The sequence below is a fragment of the Aeribacillus sp. FSL K6-2848 genome (genome assembly GCF_038004325.1).
Taxonomy (GTDB): Bacteria; Bacillota; Bacilli; order Bacillales; family Aeribacillaceae; genus Aeribacillus; species Aeribacillus composti.
On the sequence record NZ_JBBOQQ010000001.1, the window covers coordinates 2,395,313 to 2,414,113 of the forward strand.

General features: G+C 41.1%; 15 protein-coding genes. 9 read left to right on the plus strand and 6 right to left on the minus strand.

Features of this window, described 5'->3' with window-relative positions:
* Positions 1–88 precede the first annotated feature (88 nt).
* Positions 89–1,270, plus strand: coding sequence for an IS701 family transposase (locus NSS70_RS11515; protein WP_063388773.1), 1,182 nt, complete (start codon positions 89–91; stop codon positions 1,268–1,270).
* Positions 1,271–1,579: 309 nt separating this feature from the next.
* Here NSS70_RS11515 and NSS70_RS11520 read toward each other — a convergent pair whose 3' ends face one another.
* From NSS70_RS11520 to NSS70_RS11535, 4 genes are all read right to left on the minus strand, one after another.
* On the minus strand, positions 1,580–1,834 hold the full coding sequence (locus tag NSS70_RS11520) for a hypothetical protein (protein WP_063388730.1): 255 nt from the start codon (positions 1,832–1,834) through the stop codon (positions 1,580–1,582).
* A 1,633-nt stretch (positions 1,835–3,467) separates the two neighbouring features.
* Positions 3,468–4,817, minus strand: coding sequence for a GntP family permease (locus NSS70_RS11525; protein ID WP_130157838.1), 1,350 nt, complete (start codon positions 4,815–4,817; stop codon positions 3,468–3,470).
* A gap of 49 nt (positions 4,818–4,866) precedes the next feature.
* On the minus strand, positions 4,867–6,411 hold the full coding sequence (gene gntK, locus NSS70_RS11530; protein WP_340881620.1) for a gluconokinase: 1,545 nt from the start codon (positions 6,409–6,411) through the stop codon (positions 4,867–4,869).
* Between the two features lie 15 nt (positions 6,412–6,426).
* Positions 6,427–7,443, minus strand: a complete 1,017-nt coding sequence (locus NSS70_RS11535; RefSeq protein ID WP_339196436.1) for a LacI family DNA-binding transcriptional regulator — start codon at positions 7,441–7,443, stop codon at positions 6,427–6,429.
* Between the two features lie 640 nt (positions 7,444–8,083).
* On the opposite strand from NSS70_RS11535, the gene NSS70_RS11540 reads away from it, so the two are divergent.
* The 8 genes from NSS70_RS11540 to NSS70_RS11575 all read left to right on the plus strand — a co-directional run bounded on the left by NSS70_RS11540 (position 8,084) and on the right by NSS70_RS11575 (position 15,187).
* On the plus strand, positions 8,084–9,130 hold the full coding sequence (locus NSS70_RS11540; RefSeq protein WP_339196438.1) for an energy-coupling factor ABC transporter permease: 1,047 nt from the start codon (positions 8,084–8,086) through the stop codon (positions 9,128–9,130).
* Positions 9,131–9,190: 60 nt separating this feature from the next.
* A complete protein-coding gene (gene cbiQ / locus NSS70_RS11545; RefSeq protein ID WP_339196440.1) occupies positions 9,191–9,997 on the plus strand; it encodes a cobalt ECF transporter T component CbiQ in 807 nt (268 codons plus the stop codon).
* Between the two features lie 4 nt (positions 9,998–10,001).
* Positions 10,002–10,832, plus strand: coding sequence for an energy-coupling factor ABC transporter ATP-binding protein (locus tag NSS70_RS11550; protein ID WP_339196442.1), 831 nt, complete (start codon positions 10,002–10,004; stop codon positions 10,830–10,832).
* 808 nt (positions 10,833–11,640) lie between these two features.
* Complete coding sequence (locus NSS70_RS11555; protein WP_339196444.1) at positions 11,641–11,826, plus strand: hypothetical protein; 186 nt, start codon at positions 11,641–11,643, stop codon at positions 11,824–11,826.
* 277 nt (positions 11,827–12,103) lie between these two features.
* Positions 12,104–13,120, plus strand: a complete 1,017-nt coding sequence (locus NSS70_RS11560; protein ID WP_327848659.1) for an FtsX-like permease family protein — start codon at positions 12,104–12,106, stop codon at positions 13,118–13,120.
* Positions 13,113–14,198: a hypothetical protein gene (locus NSS70_RS11565; RefSeq protein WP_339192903.1), complete on the plus strand. Its 1,086-nt coding sequence runs from the start codon at positions 13,113–13,115 to the stop codon at positions 14,196–14,198. The genes NSS70_RS11560 and NSS70_RS11565 overlap by 8 nt, the downstream gene beginning before the upstream one ends.
* Positions 14,199–14,200: 2 nt before the next feature.
* Positions 14,201–14,896 (plus strand): ABC transporter ATP-binding protein, encoded by a 696-nt coding sequence (locus NSS70_RS11570; protein ID WP_340881627.1) that lies wholly within the window; start codon positions 14,201–14,203, stop codon positions 14,894–14,896.
* Between the two features lie 120 nt (positions 14,897–15,016).
* A complete protein-coding gene (locus tag NSS70_RS11575; RefSeq protein ID WP_340881628.1) occupies positions 15,017–15,187 on the plus strand; it encodes a hypothetical protein in 171 nt (56 codons plus the stop codon).
* 1,297 nt (positions 15,188–16,484) lie between these two features.
* On the opposite strand, the gene NSS70_RS11580 is transcribed toward NSS70_RS11575, so the two are convergent.
* Both NSS70_RS11580 and NSS70_RS11585 read right to left on the minus strand, forming a co-directional pair.
* Complete coding sequence (locus NSS70_RS11580) at positions 16,485–17,183, minus strand: response regulator (protein ID WP_340882521.1); 699 nt, start codon at positions 17,181–17,183, stop codon at positions 16,485–16,487.
* Positions 17,183–18,772 carry an ATP-binding protein gene (locus NSS70_RS11585; RefSeq protein WP_094245974.1) on the minus strand — a complete coding sequence of 530 codons (1,590 nt, stop codon included), beginning with the start codon at positions 18,770–18,772 and terminating at the stop codon, positions 17,183–17,185. Before NSS70_RS11585 ends, NSS70_RS11580 begins: the two co-directional genes overlap by 1 nt.
* Between the last annotated feature and the right edge of the window lie 29 nt (positions 18,773–18,801).

Here is an 18,801-nt window from a genome sequence, read left to right on the forward strand (position 1 = left end):
TACATCCGAACAAAAAAGGAGACATGAACCCGATTCCTTGATTAGAATAGATGTGTCACCAAACCATTCTCAAGGAGGTTCATGTCTCATGAATAGACTACCACATCACCAAGGAATCGACAAGTTTTTCGCAATGTTGGGGCTGGCCCTTTATTTCTCTAAGCCGGTCATGAAGCATCTCGTTCATATTATCGATGCGCTGACAACGAAAGGATTTGTGGGAACCTTGACCGATCTGCATCATGAGAGCTTTCATCCCAACCATCGAACGACACTGAGCCATTTTTTCACGAAAAGCCCTTGGGATGAAGAAATCTTGCTTCGCAAACTCCAGCAGTGGATGCTTCGTCATGTGGAACGAACGGCCAAGCGAAAGAATCACCCCATTTTTGTTTCGATCGATGATACGATCTGCCGAAAAACGAAGCCTTCGTCACAGGCGAAACACGCTATTGAAGGGTGTAATTGGCATTATTCTCACGCGGACAAAAAGTCGATTTGGGGACACTCTCTCGTCTGGCTCATGGTTCATACGATGACGCAAGCCTTTCCCTTTGCGTTTCGCCTCTACGACAAGGCGGATGGGAAAAGCAAGGGTCAATGGGCCATCGAGATGCTTTCTTCTTTGGATGTGCACGGTTCTGTTTATGTGCTGATGGATTCTTGGTACCCATCGAAAACACTCGTGGAAGCCTGCCTGAAAAAAGGATTCCACGTCATTGCGATGCTCAAGACGAATCGGGTTCTTTATCCAAAAGGCATCGCCATCCAAGCCAAACAGTTTGCCCGCTATATCGAACCGAACGACACCCATCTCGTCACGGTGGGAGAAGAGCGTTATCGCGTGTATCGCTACGAGGGAGCGCTGAAAGGTCTCGATGATGCCGTTGTGTTGTTGGCTTGGAAAGCCGATCAGCCGATGACACCTGAACATCTTCACTGCGTCTTGAGCACCGACCGGGAGCTAAGCGATGAAGAGATCTTGCGCTACTATGCCCAGCGTTGGTCGATCGAATGCTTTTTTCGACAAGCGAAAGACCAGCTGAAGCTCGATGGGTACCGCGTTCGTCAACGTCGGGCGGTGAAACGGTATTGGATCTTGGTGCAACTCGCTTATGTGTACAGTATGGTCGAATCCAACAGCGATTTCTCTACCGGGCTTGACTTCCTTCGAAAGAAGAAAGGACATAGCCTCGTGGAGTTTATTTACGATGCAGCGAAACAAGATATTCCCATTGATGTCGTTAAAAAACAGCTTCATGTGGCATAAGGGGTACTCCGTTTGTCTCTTTTTACATGGTAATTATTGTAATGAAAATTGCTCAACTACAGTTATCAACAAAAAAGCGTCTAGATGTTCGACGCTTCCTGCCCAGATTTCGTACTTTTTAACTTCGCATTGACAACAACCCTTCATGCATTGTGATGGTGTTGACCGAAAAACGAACCATCTGGTTGTTACCATTTCCGGCCAAACCGCTTGTTCCTCTAGCTGATTCAAGTACGCTTATGCAGCTGTCAAGAAAGGAAACACTTTATACTTTTCCAACCAGCTATCGCCCCGGATTTATGTCTGCCATTATTTCTCCGTTGTCTTTTCAAGAGCATATTTGATTGCAGCGACGGATCCGATCCCATACAAGGCATATTTTAATCCGTTTACTAAAACCTCAAACGAGAAAGCGCTGGCTTCAAAAATAGAGAAAGCAACGCCAAGTACAACTGCGACAATCGGAATGTAGCGATTCGAAAGATTGGTTGCTTGACGGATTGCGTACAGCAAAACGGCTAATGCCACATATGCAGTGAACTCAATTGATAGAATAGCTTCCATTTGAACATCTCCTTTCTAATTGTCATTGCTCCAACATTAGTGTATTCAAGACCTAGTGCAAGAGAAACAGCAGAAGCATAGCAATTCAACAAATTAGTTACTTGTCTACCGCACGATTTTTTCCGTCACCGAACACTTACTTCAATGCAGCAAAAATAATAGCTACGACTCCTCCGATCACTTACACAATAATTGCGCTTGTGATCGTTAGCCGTAGCCATTTTGTATCGTCCTTAATAGCTCGAATGTCATTAAATTTTTGTAGTCGCCTTGTGGTCAAGAAGGCAGAGTTTTACGTCCGGCTTCTTTTCGTCCAATAATGATCGCCAAAACAATTGACATAGAACCGTAATTAAATTACATTCTTATCCTTTGAATTTCAAATGTCGATATTTAAAACTCAATCGTTTGCTCGATTCTCATTAAAAATTTTCAAAAGAAAAAATGAACTTACTAATAAAACAGGTATTCCTATCAAGATGTATAAAAAATTTTTCGGCAGAATCATATCGTATACATACAAAAAAAGAGTTGTCCAAACAAACAGGACTATATATTTTAATATTTTTCAACTCCGCATTCATTTATCCATCGCTGCTTAACATAAAATCTCTATGAAACTGTCATTTACTGCAAAATTTACATTGTATTAAAATCGATGGATAAACATGAAAAAGGTCGTGTAGTATGAATGAAAGCATTTTTATTTAGAAATCTCACAACATATTGATTGGTATCAGTACTGATAACGATCTGTCTTATCCCTAGATTCTGGATGTAAATATTTCCTATATTTTCATCTGCTGGCTTCTATGTATCTTTCATTGTTTTGTTGTATGGGGTATCCGCATCAATCCTCTCTGAAATTTTAAGTAAAAGTATTATGAAAAAAGAAAATCGACTATTAGTCAAAGCAATTATATACTGTCTTTCTATATCTATATTTGCATTACAGTCAAAGTAAAGCGAAACACGTTAGAGAGTTCAGAAACTTTCTATATCTATATTTGCATTACAGTCTCCTCCTGAATTACTGATTTATGCAGTTATTCGTGCAGTGTTCTATTATTCTGTGGACGAGTTTGTTCGAAAATATAATAGCAATAAACAATAGCCCAAGGATTTTTCTTTTTTGAACCTAAATAAAAATGCTCTATCAAATACAACTTCTAAATTTTATGTCGTTGGGCGAACTTTTAACGAATGTTCCGTTCTTCTAATTTCGCATATTCACCTGCTTTTTACATTTAGATGAACAAAAAACACATAGTTTTGACGGCATCTCCTTTTTTATACGATTCAGCGAGCGATTAGTCTCACGCTTTTAGAAGTCCTTACGCAATTTCCTGCTGGGTTAGTTTGATGATCACCAAAAATAAATGTGTGATTCTTTAAGGCTTGTAATTGCGATTGAAGAATATATTCATTTTTTACCATTACAGTCGTTTCCGAGAAAAAATAACGGCCTTTCCCCGGTTGAGTATCGAGAAAAGGCCGCAGCTTCATATACTCTTTTTCTAATATCTGCTTGACAGAGTTATGTGCAAGTGACTATTACAGCATTGTTGTTCGATCTCAGTCGGAAATGCCCACTTGACAGGGTTTTGCGGAAGCGCCTGGCATTTTTTATATCTTACACTAATAAATCCAGCAACGCAATCAGCGCAAAAGCGACGACAGAAATAATTGTCTCCATTGCGGTCCATGTCATCAACGTTTCTTTGACGGTCATGCCGAAATACTCTTTGATCATCCAGAAGCCGGAGTCGTTGACGTGCGATAAAATGAGTGATCCCGCTCCTGTCGCTAATACAAGCAATTCAGCGTTCGTGCCAGGAATGCTGGCGGCAATTGGGGCAACGATGCCTGCCGCTGTCATCATCGATACCGTCGCAGAACCTGTCGCAATCCGAATGAGCGCGGCAATTCCCCAACCTAACAGCAGCGGAGACATTTGCGAATGTGTAGCCCAGTCTGCGATTTGGTCGCCAATGCCAGAATCAAGCAACACCTTATTGAACGCCCCGCCAGCGCCGATGACAAGCAAAATATTGGCGACAGGACCAAGGCAGTCATTGGCAAATTTTAATACTTTATCGCGATTGAATCCTCGAGCGTAGCCAAGGCTAAAGAACGAATAAATCGTCGCGATCAAAAGCGCGATGATCGGATCCCCGATAAAGCGCAGCACTTTCGATGCTTCCGACGCTTGATCCAGCGTAACATTAGCTATGGAAGCAACCAGCATTAAAATAACCGGAAGCAGAATCGTAAATAACGTGTTGCCAAAGCCAGGGAGGTCTTTCTTTTCTTTATGCTGTACAAGCTGCTCGGCGATTTCACCAGGCACTTGTTTATACATGCGCGACCCGATCCATTTTCCAAACAACGGGCCGGCGATAATGGCTGTCGGCAGCCCGACAATAAGCGAATAAAGAATTGTTGTCCCGACATCGGCTTTAAAAATGCCGACGGCAGCCATCGCAGCCGGATGCGGCGGAACAAGTCCATGCACGACAGATAATCCGGCAACTAGCGGAATACCAATTGTCACAAGCGAAATTCCTGTTTCCATTGCAATGGTAAACACAAGCGGAATTAATAGCACGAATCCTACTTGGAAAAATACTGGGATCCCCACTAAAAATGCGACGACCATCATTGCCCAATGGACGCGTTTTTGGCCAAAACGGTCAATCAATGTTTTCGCAATGCGTTCAGCGCCTCCGGACTCCGCCATCATTTTTCCAAGCATCGTTCCAAGCGCCAATACGATCGCCAAAAAGCCAAGCGTATTGCCAAGACCTGCTTTAATCGAATCAATAATTCCCGGCGTTTCCGGCGACGGTGCGATCAGCGGCATTCCCATTGCCAGCCCTACACCAACGGATGTCAAAATCAAAGCGACAAACGGATGCATTTTCGCAACCGTGATGAGCAGCAATAACACAACAATCGCAGCAATAACAATCGCGATTCCCATTTCCATTCCTCCTATTTTCTGTTTGATGTGAACTAAACCGATTTAGTAGCTATCCATTTCTACGCTGGAAAGAAGCAATCACATCAAACTCATCCTTTATGCGATCATATAATCGTGTATATATATCAAATAGTTCGGAATAAATAAGCGTATTTTCTTCATTTGGCACATGGCGTGATAAAATATGAATCCACGTTTTCACCGTATCAAGCGATGGAATATCGCCAAGCGCATACAATGCCAATGCTGCAGCGCCTAACGCAGACGCCTCGTGCGTTTCCGGTACTAACAGCTCTTTTCCCATCATATCGGCAAGCATTTGCCGCCAAAACGGAGATTTCGCAAAACCGCCAGATACGCGGATTTCCGACAGCGGCCCTGTGACATCGCGAATCGCCAGAGCGACAGAAAAGACGCTCATACATACCCCTTCCATCACCGCGCGAATAAAATGCTCCCGCTTATGACGGAGGCTGATGCCGAAAAAAGTCCCTCTTGCGTTCGCGTTCCAGTACGGTGCACGTTCGCCAGACAAAAACGGAAGAAACACCAATCCTTCTGAACCTGCTGGAACTCTTTCAGCGTACTTTGTCAGCAGTTCATATGGATCAATGCCGAGCCTTTTCGCCACTTCGCGCTCTGGGCTGCCAAATTCGTCACGAAGCCAACGCAGCAAAATACCGCCATTGTTCGTCGGCCCGCCAACGACCCAATGATTTGGTGTAAGCGCATAACAAAACGTCCGCCCTTTTTCATCTGTTTTTTGAATTGGGGAAATCGTCCGCACCGCGCCGCTTGTTCCAATCGTAATCGCCGCCTCCCCGGGCAAAATCGCTCCGACGCCGACATTAGCGAGCACCCCGTCACTAGCTCCGACAACGACAGGGACGTTCGGATCCAAGCCCATTTGCTCAGCCCATTCTTTCCTCATCCCCTGCAATATGTGCGTCGTTGGCACCAAGCTCGATAACTGCGCTCTTGTCATTCCGAGAAGTTTAAGAACATCCTCATCCCAATCAAGCGTATCTAAGCGGAACAGACCCGTTGCTGAAGCGATCGAATAGTCGACAACATATTGGCCATATAATTGATACAGCACATATTCTTTCATCGATACAAATTTGTGCGTCTGACGGAATAAATCAGGCTGTTCCTCTTTCAGCCAAAGCAATTTCGGAAGCGGGGACATCGGATGAATCGGGGTTCCAGTCCGTTTGTAAATGCTTATGCCGCTTAATTCATCCAAAAGCCGCTCCGCTTGTTCGACACTGCGGTTATCGGCCCAAATAATGCAGCGGGTAAGCGGGCGTCCTGATACATCAAGCGCCATTAATGAATGCATCGCCGCGCTGAATCCGATCGCCTTCACTTGGCTAGAAGGAATTTTTAACTTAGAAATAACAGCGTTTACAGTTTTCACAACAGCTGCGAAAATCTCCTCCGGATCCTGCTCCGCCCAGCCTGGATGCTGCTGTATTATTGGATAATCAATTGCGTGGGAGGCTAGCGTCCGCCCCTGTTCGCCAAACGCCACCGCTTTTGTGCTCGTCGTTCCGATATCGACACCAATTACAACTGGTTGTTTTGCTTCCATGTTTGCTCCCTCTTTCTATGATGTTTTTTCTTTTACCGATCCTCGTTCGATAAACGTAGGCGAAAAACGAAAAACTTGCGGTTGATGCTCGCTTTTTTTGGCGATTTGCAAAAAAAGCCGTTCTGCCGCTTTTTTCCCCATGGCAAACGTCGGCTGCGAGATCGTCGTCAACGTCGGCGTATAAACATGGGCAAACGGCACATCGTCAATGCTGATAATCGCCAATTCGTCAGGAGTATTAATATGATTTCCTTTAATAAAATACAAAACTTCCATCAATGTTAAATCATTGATCGTAAACAATGCTTCCGGCAAGCGGCCGGATTCATACAACCTTGTCAATTCTTTTTGAATACGCGGGATCTCCGTTGTGATAAAATAATCGTCAACAACTGGAAGTCCCTTTTTTACTAACGCTTGCCGAAATCCTTCAATGCGCTCCATCCTCGGAACGATATGGGAAACAAGCGGCGGAGTGACAATTCCGATGTGTTCGTAACCACGCTCAGCAAAATATTCGACCGCCAATTCAGCAGCCTTTTGATTATCAAGCAGAACTGCGTCCGCTTTGACCTCCGGAACCATCCGATCGACAAACACAAGCGGAAACCGTTCTTCAAGTAATTTTTGATATATATCAGCGTTTTTTCCTGTTGGAAAAATAATCAAACCATCGACTTGTTTTGCCCGCAGCATCTCAATATATTTCTTTTCTTTCTCCGGATCATCATCGGAATTAGAGACGATAACATGGAAACCCCGCTCTTGGCACTCTTCCTCAATCGCATGCAGCACTTGCGTCGTAAGCATATGCATAATGTTGAAGACGACCACTCCGATTGTCATCGTTGTTTTCTGTTTTAAGCTGCGGGCGATAAAATTCGGTTGATATCCCAATTCCTTAATCGCCATGGCAATTCGTTTTCTCGTTTCCTCGCTCATATATTCATAGCGTTTATTTAAATATTGCGACACTGTGCTTTTCGAGACATCCGCCAACTTTGCGACGTCAGCCATCGTAACTTTTTTCAAAGGGATCCCTCTTTCATTACTAAATCGATTTAGTATTTATAAGCGTTTTCATAAACCGGTTTAGTAAAATTATAAAACAAAATGAAATCGTTTTACAATTAATTTGTTAAAAATTTTTCTTTAAAAATCAACATATCTGGCTGCCAAACGTTGTAAATAAATCGATATTTTTGTGAACCAGTTAAATGCGGACAAATCCAATTTTAAAAAAACTGCCCGTTTATATGGATAGATTCATTAATCGCCGATAAGAAAAAATCTTAGCAAAACATTGACGGAATTTCCGGCTGTGCGCAACAGCGATCATAAAGATGTAATTTTCGACATCTATGACCCGGCACAAAAAATCTGCGATACTAGTTGCCCCTTTACGATAAGCCGAAAACAACATGAGGTACCAGTAAAAATCCATCTCCTCCCCCGTTTCAAATCCAGAAACCGGATAGTGAGAAATGGCTGGATAGCAAAAGATTGTAATTGCTGGACAAAAACAAATCGCGTTCAACAAAGCTGAACATTTCTGACCATTGAAAGTCGTGTAACTTAACATTCTCTTGACCATTCTTGTCAAACCGTGATACGCTCGACTTACAAATTATTTTAAAAATTCTAAAAATAATGTTACAAAGGGGTGAATATGATGCACATGGCGGATGCCTTGATTTCACCAGCTGTTGGTGGAACCATGCTGGCAACCACTGCTGGAGTTGCAGCTTATTCAATCAAAAAGCTCCAGAATGAGCTGGATGAAAAGAAAATTCCTTTAATGGGAGTGATGGGAGCATTTGTTTTTGCAGCACAAATGATTAATTTTTCAATACCAGGCACTGGTTCAAGCGGACACCTCGGAGGAGGAATGCTGCTGGCAATATTATTAGGTCCTTATGCGGGATTTTTAACGATGGCTTCGATTTTGTTGATACAGGCATTGTTCTTTGGTGACGGCGGATTGCTTGCTTATGGCTGCAACGTATTTAACCTTGGTTTTTATACGTGCTTTATAGCGTATCCATTCATATATAAGTGGATTACACGTAAAGGGGTTACTTCCAAAAGGATTTTTGCTGGTTCGATGGCTTCAGCACTGGTTGCTCTCCAATTGGGTGCTTTTAGCGTTGTCCTTGAGACTCTTTTATCGGGAAAAACCGAATTGCCCTTTGTGAAATTCGTATTGTTAATGCAGCCGATACACCTTGCGATCGGGATAGTTGAAGGGCTGGTAACCGCAGCAATCATTACCTTCGTATGGAGAGCTAGACCTGACATTTTGGACAAAGCAGCAAACGGGAAAGCCTTTGGTAATATTTCAATGAAGAAAGTATTGACAGGCTTTTCAATCGCTGTAGTTGTGGTTGGCGGTTTGTTTTCTTGGTTTGCATCCGCTAATCCTGACGGACTGGAATGGTCTATCGAAAAAACAGCAGGTACAGAAGAATTGGAAGCTCCTGACGGCATTCATGAAACACTCTCTGAAATTCAAAGCAAAACAGCATTATTGCCTGATTATGATTTTAAAGCAAGTGAAAATGAAAAAACAGCTGGACAAGCTGAAAATGCGTGGCCTGCTGTTAATGCTGGGACAAGCGTTTCGGGTATAGTAGGAGGAGCATTGACTCTTGCATTAGCCGTATTTACAGGGTGGGTCATCATGTTGATTAAAAGGAAAAAAATAAAAACGACCGCTTGATTATTTTATGGTGGGGCCCTCCCTTTAGTTTATTAAAATATATAATAGGAATGGATGTAAATGTCGAACATGATAAATTCGCTGTCTAATATGAGGCTTCTGGATGATCTGGCGCGAAAAGAGACCTTTATACACAAAATTCATCCGCTAATAAAGCTGTTAACCACAGTCGTCTATTTGACTGTGGTTGTATCATTTGAAAGGTATGAAATAATTGGTCTTTTGCCTTTTATTTTTTATCCTATACTAATTTTTGCTTTTGCAGAGCTACCAGTTGCACCAATTTTAAAAATGATATTGCTTATTGAACCTTTCATTATCGGAATTGGAATATTAAATCCATTGTTTGATCAATCTAAAGTGCTGTTTGGTGGAATTGCCATTTCAAAAGGTTGGGTTACTTTTTTATCCATTTTAATAAAATGCAGTTTAACAGTGACAGCCAGCATTTTACTCATTGCAACCACAGGGATGGATCGGTTTGCCGCAGCTTTGCGGATGGTCAAAATCCCTAAGATTTTTGTCTTACAGCTTCTATTAACATATCGATATATATCGGTGTTGATCGAAGAGGTTTCCAGGATGATAAGGGCGTATTCACTTAGGGCGCCAGGACAAAAGGGATTAAAGTGGAGCGCTTGGGGTTCTTTTGCCGGACAAATATTGCTCAGGACTTTTGAAAGAGCAGAGCTGGTATATCAAGCAATGAATTTAAGAGGCTTTACAGGAGAGTATTATACAGGAGATATTGCAAAACTTAGCTTTAAAGATCTTGCCTATTTTGCCGGATGGAGTCTATTTTTTATTATTGCAAGAATTTACAACATACCTGTATTGATAGGGTCATTGTTTACAGGAGTGATTTGATAGGATGAGTCATCATAAAATTGAAGTGAGGAATCTGCATTTTTCGTATCCGGATGGACATGAAGCAATTAAAAATATGTCTTTTTCCATTTATCATGGTGAATCAGTCGGAATCATTGGTGCAAATGGTGCTGGGAAGTCTACGCTGCTAATGCTGTTGATGGGAGTTTATTTTCCGGATGGCGGAGAAGTGCTGGTAGGAGATGTGCGTGTAACCAAAAAGACATTACCGATGATTCGCCAAAGATTGGGAATGGTTTTTCAGGACCCTGACGACCAATTGTTCATGACTACTGTTTATGAAGACGTTGCCTTTGGACCACGAAATTATAAGCTGGAAGAGGAAGACGTGGAGAGACGGGTGATGCAGGCGCTGGAGAAGGTTGGAATACCTCATTTGAAAGACAGGGCCCCCTATAAACTATCAGGAGGAGAAAAGCGCTCTGCCGCAATTGCATCCGTTTTATCCATGCAACCTGATGTATTGATCATGGATGAGCCAACTTCTGGCCTGGACCCAAAATCAAGACGGAGAGTAATTGATTTGTTAAAAAGCTTTGAACATACAAAAATAATTACCAGCCACGACTTGGACATGGTACTTGAAACCTGTAAAAGGATTATTGTGATAAAAAAAGGAGAAATAGCTGCAGATGGAACCGCAGTGGACATTTTATCCAATGAAGATCTGCTGAATAGCTGTGGCTTGGAATTACCTCTTTCACTTCAAAAATGTCCTGTTTGCGGAACTTCAAAAGGTAAATTCGGATATATCCATGAGAAAATTGTAGTCGACAAAGAAGCCAAAAAAGAATTGCGATTGACCAGAGAATGAGATTGCTTTTGAATTTTGAAGAAGCTCAAATAAATTCAACTATTTCGAAGCAGTTGACCTTATGAAATAAGCACTGCCTAATCTGACGAGAACCATAAAATATTCTCTCGTTTATTTTGATGTTCCATGCCCCCCGCTCCGGCATCACTTTCACAAAAAACATCGGCTGGCTCATTGATGTTCCGAACTTAACTTATATCCGTTTCCCCGAGTCTCCTAGTGGGAACAGATAAATGAATTTATTATCGAATAAAGCATAATCTGAGGATACTCTATAGAACCTTACACAAAATTCTTGACGGTACCTTTAAAAGGAAGAGTTTCTATTTCTATATAATTATTCTTACAACCTTTTTATTTTAGAATGAGTGTATTGAACAATTCTATTTGATATGCAACATACACTTTACTGAGGGATAAATCCTATTAAGTTAAAAATGCCTTGTGGCTCTATGGTTGTGGAAATATATGCTTTACGTCATACGAAATGTGACAGGAACCATAAAATTTCCGTTTGGAAGTTTTATGGTTCTTTTTATTTTAATGGAATTTTATATACTTGTCGAAGCAAAAAATAAAGTGTGATGTCCCCTTTATGCGATCCTATTGTAGTAAAAACAAAGACATGTTTGGATTATCCAATCCTTCATAAATTTTACTCCACCATTTTTACCTATATATTTTCGTGCAAAAATACTAAACCTTAATTGATGCTAGTAATATTGTTTCATTTTGTCAAAATAGAGAGGATATTATTGTAAATTGTTGAAAAGATTACTGTGAAAAACTTGGAAAGGGGGGATAAAAAATGAATAGTAGTCTTGGAGTTTCTCGCTATGTGCGAAATGTATTTGTCTTAATCATTGCGGGGCTTTTAATTACCTTATGTCTCTCTTTTACTCAAACACAAGCAGCCGGTCAGAACTATGCTAAAGCATGGGAAACACTAATGGGGGCAAAATGGAATGGCTATGTCCAAATCAAAGCCTCGTAAAATGATAATGGCAAACACGCGAAACAGGGATATCACCGGTTTACTCGTCAGGCGGGACCTTCTCTTGATACAGGACGTCTTTACACTTCAAAAGCAAGTTCGAAAAGTGATACAAGAGTTCATTCCCGCCAAGACTCTGTTTGGGACTCACCACTTTGGGGTGACAAATATGTAACTCGCTATAACTATAACTTTATTTACTTCTAAAATTATAACCTAATTAAGTTTTACTTTCTAGAATTTGGATCAAAGCACGTAAATTGAGGAGGGCGTTGACATGAATACAAATAAATGGTTTCTATTAAATTTAAGACTTGCACTTAGTAGCGTCCTTCTCAGCATGCTAACATCTTTCATGGTGCAAGCATTTCAATGGACGCTTGAAAGCCGCCAAGAAATCACATTCGGCTTAACAGGAGAAATAACTGTCTTGACCATGATTAATGGTCCACAAGAGGTTACAAAAACTGAAGCATCTTCTGCACAAAGTATGTTAATTGACTATATTGATAAACAGTCACTATCTCTTGTTTATTCTTCGTTAGGCGATGGTCGACCTGAAATCATTGTTTACGACCCACATGGATCCCTGCCTTGGTTTCCAAAAGATTCAGATGAAAGTACGGACTTAACAACTTCTCATGCCTATCTTTTCCGAGGTACATACACTGAAAAACAGTGGTCGAATTCTGGTACAGCATCTCTTTTACCAAAGGAAGTTGAAATTTCCGGAGTGATTGATTCGCCATCTGCAACAGATGATTATCAATATGCACGTACGATTAATCTAGATCCACTACCTCCTGGAAATTACACGATAAATACTTCGGATCCGGATCAAGTAAAACATATATTAAACTTGTTCTATCAGATGGGGTTTGTCCCTCAGGTAAGTAAGGAAATCCCATTATTTACATATTTCATTAATAATCCATTTGTTGTAATCACTGTCATTTTTCTAGTTATGGGTCTTTTATGTGTTGTTTTGGACTGGTTTTTATACAATCAAGAACGTGCTCGAGAGTTTGGCATTCGAAGACGTTATGGAGCCTTGCCCACTACCCTCGTGCGAGAAAATCTATTATTTGGGATAGCTGGTCTTCTAATAGGGAGTGCTATAGGTGGAATTATGTCAAAACTTCTAATAGCAGAAGTTAGCCATACTGATATCCCATTATTCAATTTACAAACATTCGCTAGTATTGCTATCTCATTCATTATTGTCATCTTGACATGGTCTTTGATACTTTATGTGGTTATAAAGACAAACAAGGAGGTAAATGTTGATGCGTGAGTTGTGGGCAGGGGTTATTATGGCTTGCCGACGTTGGCAGGCCATGTTAGGAATTTCATTGATGATTACCGCAGCCTGCGTTGTTTTTGCACTGGCCTTAGAGGATGTTGTATCCCAGGTTGCTGTATTAAAAGGAGGCCAGCAATTACGGGAACAGCACGCTGTCACTTTTACCCCTTACTATCCATCCGATGGTGAACCGAGTCAAGTAGGGACGGATACTATACAATTTGTGATAGACCAAATCAACGATCAAAAGGGCTATACTGCAATCATTAATAACATGGGACTTGATGATCCTGAATTTGCAGATGGACATCTTACACTAATACTGTTCGGTGATGTTATTTCAGATTTATTTCCTGAGCTTCAGCTGTGCGAATCCGTACCATGTGCTATGCAAGGGTCAAAACTTGCTGGTGAAAATATGGACTCTGTAAATATAGCAGGAGAAAACATACCAGTAGTCGGCACACTTCCTGCAGGAGCTACTTTTTTTGATCCTTCGGCGGCAGGTTTACCCTTAGACAACCGCATCGTGATTAGAGCACCAACTAACCTTCTTCCACTACTCAGTCCTATTGAGCAAGAAGAAGCTATAGCTCGAACGGTCTTGCTTGATCCGGAAGCTAAAGCGGTAGGTACGTTTGTTAAGATGAGTGCAAATAGTGACTTGTTTCTTATTCCCCATGACATAGCTGTGGATCAACCTCAACGATTTCGTGAAATAATGGGACGTTCCGCTATATATATTGTAGGTATGTTAAGTTTTCTGTTACTAGTTTTTATTGCTTTCGTGTCCTCTGCACGTTTGACGATTCGTCAAGAGCATCGGGCTTTTAAAATCAGGGTTATGTATGGAGCAACGCCTTTTCATATTAGTCTTCGCATTGGGGGATTTTTGGCAGCGGTGGTGCTGATCCCACCGATTACGATACTTACACTGCTCTTATGTTACTTACATCTTGCGGGTGCACCATCACCAAATGTACCGTTATGGGTTATGTTAGGAATCTTAGTGACATTTTTTATATTATGGTTATGGTCCATGCGCAGCACAAAAAAGATAGGAGGCTGAAAATGAAACCAATCCTTGAAGCTCGAAACATTTCGAAGGTTTATGGTAGGGATCGCACACAAGTAACGGCTCTTGAAAAAGTTTCTTTACGACTGAATGCTGGTGAATGTGTTATTTTGATGGGGGCGTCAGGTAGCGGTAAATCTACATTATTAAATATATTAGGATTAATTAGTAAGCCAACGCAGGGCCATATCATCATTCAAGGAAGAGAAGTATCAGAACGCGATCGTAATAGGGCTCGTCTACGAAATGAGTATTTTGGATATATCCATCAGGATTACGCAATAATTGAGAATGAAACTGTTGAAAGTAATGTGATGATACCATTGCAATATGCAAGACCCTTACCAGGACGTAAGGAGAGAAAAAATAGAGTATTAGAGGCATTAGAGAAAGTCGGCCTGGATTGGGCATTAAAGAAGAAACCATCAGAACTTTCTGGAGGTGAACGACAGCGAGTTGCTATTGCTCGTGCTCTGGTGAACAATCCTGATGTGATACTCGCCGATGAGCCGACAGCAGCCCTTGATAGCGAGACAGCGCAAACAGTAATGTCTCATATTCTTTCTTTCAAAGAAAAAGGTGCTGCAGTGCTTGTTGCGACCCATGATGATAAGGTGGCTAAGCTAGGGGATCGAATTCTACGAATTAATGACGGTCAACTCATAACAAGTAAGGGGATGTCCAAAAAATGACTAATTTTCACTTTTTGGCAGCCTCTTTCTTTTAATTCATGCTTAAAAATACAAAAAAATCACCCTTTCTAGTAAAAGGTAAGTGACCAAACAAACATTTTAGAAAAAGGGCGATTTTTTATGAGTAATCAAAAGACTACTATAATGAATGATACCATGCAATTGTCATTTTTTCCAGAAATACATGATAAAGAACCTTCAAAACAACAAAGAGACATTACTCCTACATTTAAAGAATACAACAATAAGCAAGTTATCGTTATTTATGATATTGAGGTATTCCCATACTGACATCAAAAGCAATGACGCTTTGCATATACATTCCTCCTGATTTTTATGTAGAAGTCTTCACTTCACCTTATCGATTCCCTTTTCTTATACACGATCTCAAGGAACCAACATACTGAAACTGATTCTTATAAGGGCAGTGAAGTAGGCCAGTTTTTTCATTACGAACTCAAGGTTCTGGGGCTGTCACGACCTATTCTCCACTTCTACTATAAAAAAATAGTAGCACAGACCATGGCCATGGTCTGTGCTACTAATCTTAGTATGTTTTTTTGGTTAAAATTTTTCTTCATAGTTAAGATAAAAACCCAGTGGGTTCAAAGGTTTATCCTATGTCATTGACAAGTTTCAATTCCTTATAGTTAAGATAAAAACGCTAAGAAGAAATACAAAGAAGTTGTAGAAGCAGCGTTTCAATTCCTTATAGTTAAGATAAAAACGAAAATTCTCGCATTGCAGGTGGAGCTTGGGGAACTTTGGTTTCAATTCCTTATAGTCAAGATAAAAACAACGGCAGTTTTTGAAGGGGGCAAAAGAAAATGTGGTTTCAATTCCTTATAGTCAAGATAAAAACCCCAAAAATCAATGTTATATAAGTATTTAGTTTAAAATGATTTATGAGTTATTTTCATTTTAGCGAAGGAGTTACATTTTATCAATCCTTTGATTTGCGTGGGCTCATTGGAGATTAGAAAGAGCCGTCGATCCCCCAGGATTTTTGCATGATTGGGGGTCGACGACAATTTTCATTTAAAACAGGCTTTCCACGTTTGCAGGCCAACAATCAAATCCGTGTTTTATCTGAAATATTTTACCTGATCCATCTGTTTTAATAGAGCAAACGGCCGAACTAGAAGTTCATGCCGTTTGTTATTTCCATTGAATGGTTAGAGAGATAGACCATCATCGTCACGGTCTCTGAACTAAACAGTATTGAAATCAATACGCTTAAGCGGCATCATCCGGTAGTGTCCATATTCCACGGATAAAACGCTGTGTTCTGGGTTTATCCTTCTCACTCATTTGCGGTGAGAGTGAGACCATCTTCAACGCATAAAACGCCGTGTTTCTGGAGCAAGGATACGGCCTACCGATGAATAACGATTAAGTAATCACTCCACTCCACCAAGATGCAATACAAACATAATCATAGCGACAATCGCCGCGCCGGCGAAAGAAGAAGGCCTCTGAAAACCATAAAAAACAGCAACGATGGGAACCGCCAATACCTGCAAGCAAAATATCGGTAAAATGACATCAAGCAAAATCAGAATAAAAACATCTAAGCTTGTCTTCCTCCCTATCGTTTTAACTTGTAAATTCTCTCCGGCCTTCCAACAGAGCCGTACAAAATGTCAGCTGTCACTTGAGAAATGGAAACAAGATATTCTAAATATCTTCTTGATGTCGTTCGGCTCGCGCCAATAAGTTTCCCTACTTCTTCCGCTGTAATGCCGTCTCGATATTGCTTCACTACCGCCAGCACTTTCTCCAATGTCAATCGGTGAATTCCTTTTGGCAGTTCCCCTTCTGCGTCTCCAAAGGTACGTTCCCGTCGAATTAATTGATCGATTTCCTCCTGTCCAATCAATTCTTTTTCCTTCATCAGTTCATGCACTTTATAAAAATATTCTTTGTATTTCACCAATGTTTCGGTAAAACGGTCGAGCATAATCGGCTTGATAATATAGTCAAACACTCCGCCATGCATCGCTTGCTTTAATGTATCAATTTCTCTGGCAGCTGTAATCATAATAATATCGATATTCGCAAAATGCTCGCGAATCCATTTTAAAAATTGAATCCCATTCATATCAGGAAAATAAATGTCCAGCAGCACTAAATCGGGTTGCAGCACTTCTATCAGTTCTTTCCCTTCCTGTTCATTTGTGGCAATCCCGACCACTTTATATCCTTCTACTTTTTCAACAAAGCGGCGGTTAATTTCGGCAATACGTTTATCATCTTCGACAATGAGCACTTGAATAGTGTATTCCATCATAATTCCTCCCGTTGCTTCGGAATGATAACGGTAAAAACGGTTCCTTTTTCTCGCTCTGATTGATAAGTAATGTGCCCTCCAAGCACCTTTAACGAATTTTTTACTAAATCCAGACCGTATCCTCTCTGTGCTTTCCCCTTGGTGGAAAATCCCCGTTCAAATATTTGTTCAGCAATCTCTTCCTGAATACCCGTTCCGTTATCTTCCACTTCAATGATTAGATCGTCGCCAAGATCGGTTAAAAAGACGTTGACCCGCTTTTGGTCACGCCCATTATGCAATGCCGCCTCCATGGCATTATCAATAATATTGCCGATAATCGTAACAAGATGATCGCGGTCCAATTGTTTCGGAATATCTTTAAAGCTGCTTTGCCGATCAATATCAAATTGAATTTTCAGCTCATTAGCTCGGTTAAATTTTCCGATTAACAGCCCTCCAACAATCGGGTCAGGTACTTCTTTCATCACAAAACGAACGATATCCTGCTGCATGTTTGTTTCTTTTGTAATGAGTTCCAACGCTTCTTCATAAGATTCCAGCTGAATCAATCCAGAGATAAGATATAATTTATTGGAAAATTCATGTGTCTGCGCCCGCAGTGCTTCTGCATAGCTTTTTAGCTGGGAAAGCTCTTTTGTCAATCGGTACAGTTCCGACTTATTGCGAAATGTCGATACCGCCCCAATGACGTTTTCTTTTTTATCAACAATCGGAATGCGATTAGTAATGATCGTTTCTTCACCTAATATCATTTCGTCATCATATTCTGCTTCACCTGTTCGAATTACTTCTAACAGCCTAGAATGAGGAATAATATGTAAAATATATTTTCCTAGCACATCTTGTTCTCTCTCATAGCCTAACAGCGTCATCGCCGTTTTATTGACCATTGTAATGATTCCATTCTGATTCACAGCAATAATTCCTTCGCGAATCGCTTCTAAAATCGCCTGCTTTTCTTGGTATAATAGCCCGATTTCTTTCGGTTCCAATCCATGAATCGATTTTTTTACCGTTTTGGCAATAACAACCGCTCCAATAATCCCTAGCAATAGTGCAAGGATAGAAAATAAAAAAATGTTTGAGGTATATGACCAAACGATATCCTCAATATCTTCCAGCAAAAAGCCTACCGATACAATGCCCACCACATTTCCCCGCTCATTGAAAATCGGTGCTTTTCCGCGTATCGCCGGACCGAGCGAACCAACCGCTTCAGAAATAATCGCTTTTCCTTTAAGCACCTCGTGATTATCTCCCCCGACCATCTTCTTCCCAATTCGATCTGGGAGCGGATGGGCGTAACGAATTCCTTGTCTGTTTCCCACGACAACGTACTCTGCGCCTGTTTTTCGACGAATCATTTCTGCAAACGGCTGAATTTGTTGATGAGGGTTCGGCTGTTTAAAAGCGTCCCGAATGTGCGGCGTAGCGGCCACCGTTTCTGCTACATTCAGCGCCCGCATTCCGATTTGTTCTTTCAGTGTTGCCGCAAGCATGTACTGAAACAAAAAGGAAAGAAAAATAATAACAAATAAAAGCAATGAACAAATAATGATCACCAGTCGCGTTTGCAGCTTCATTTTTCTCTCTCCTTGACTAAAAATAGAGA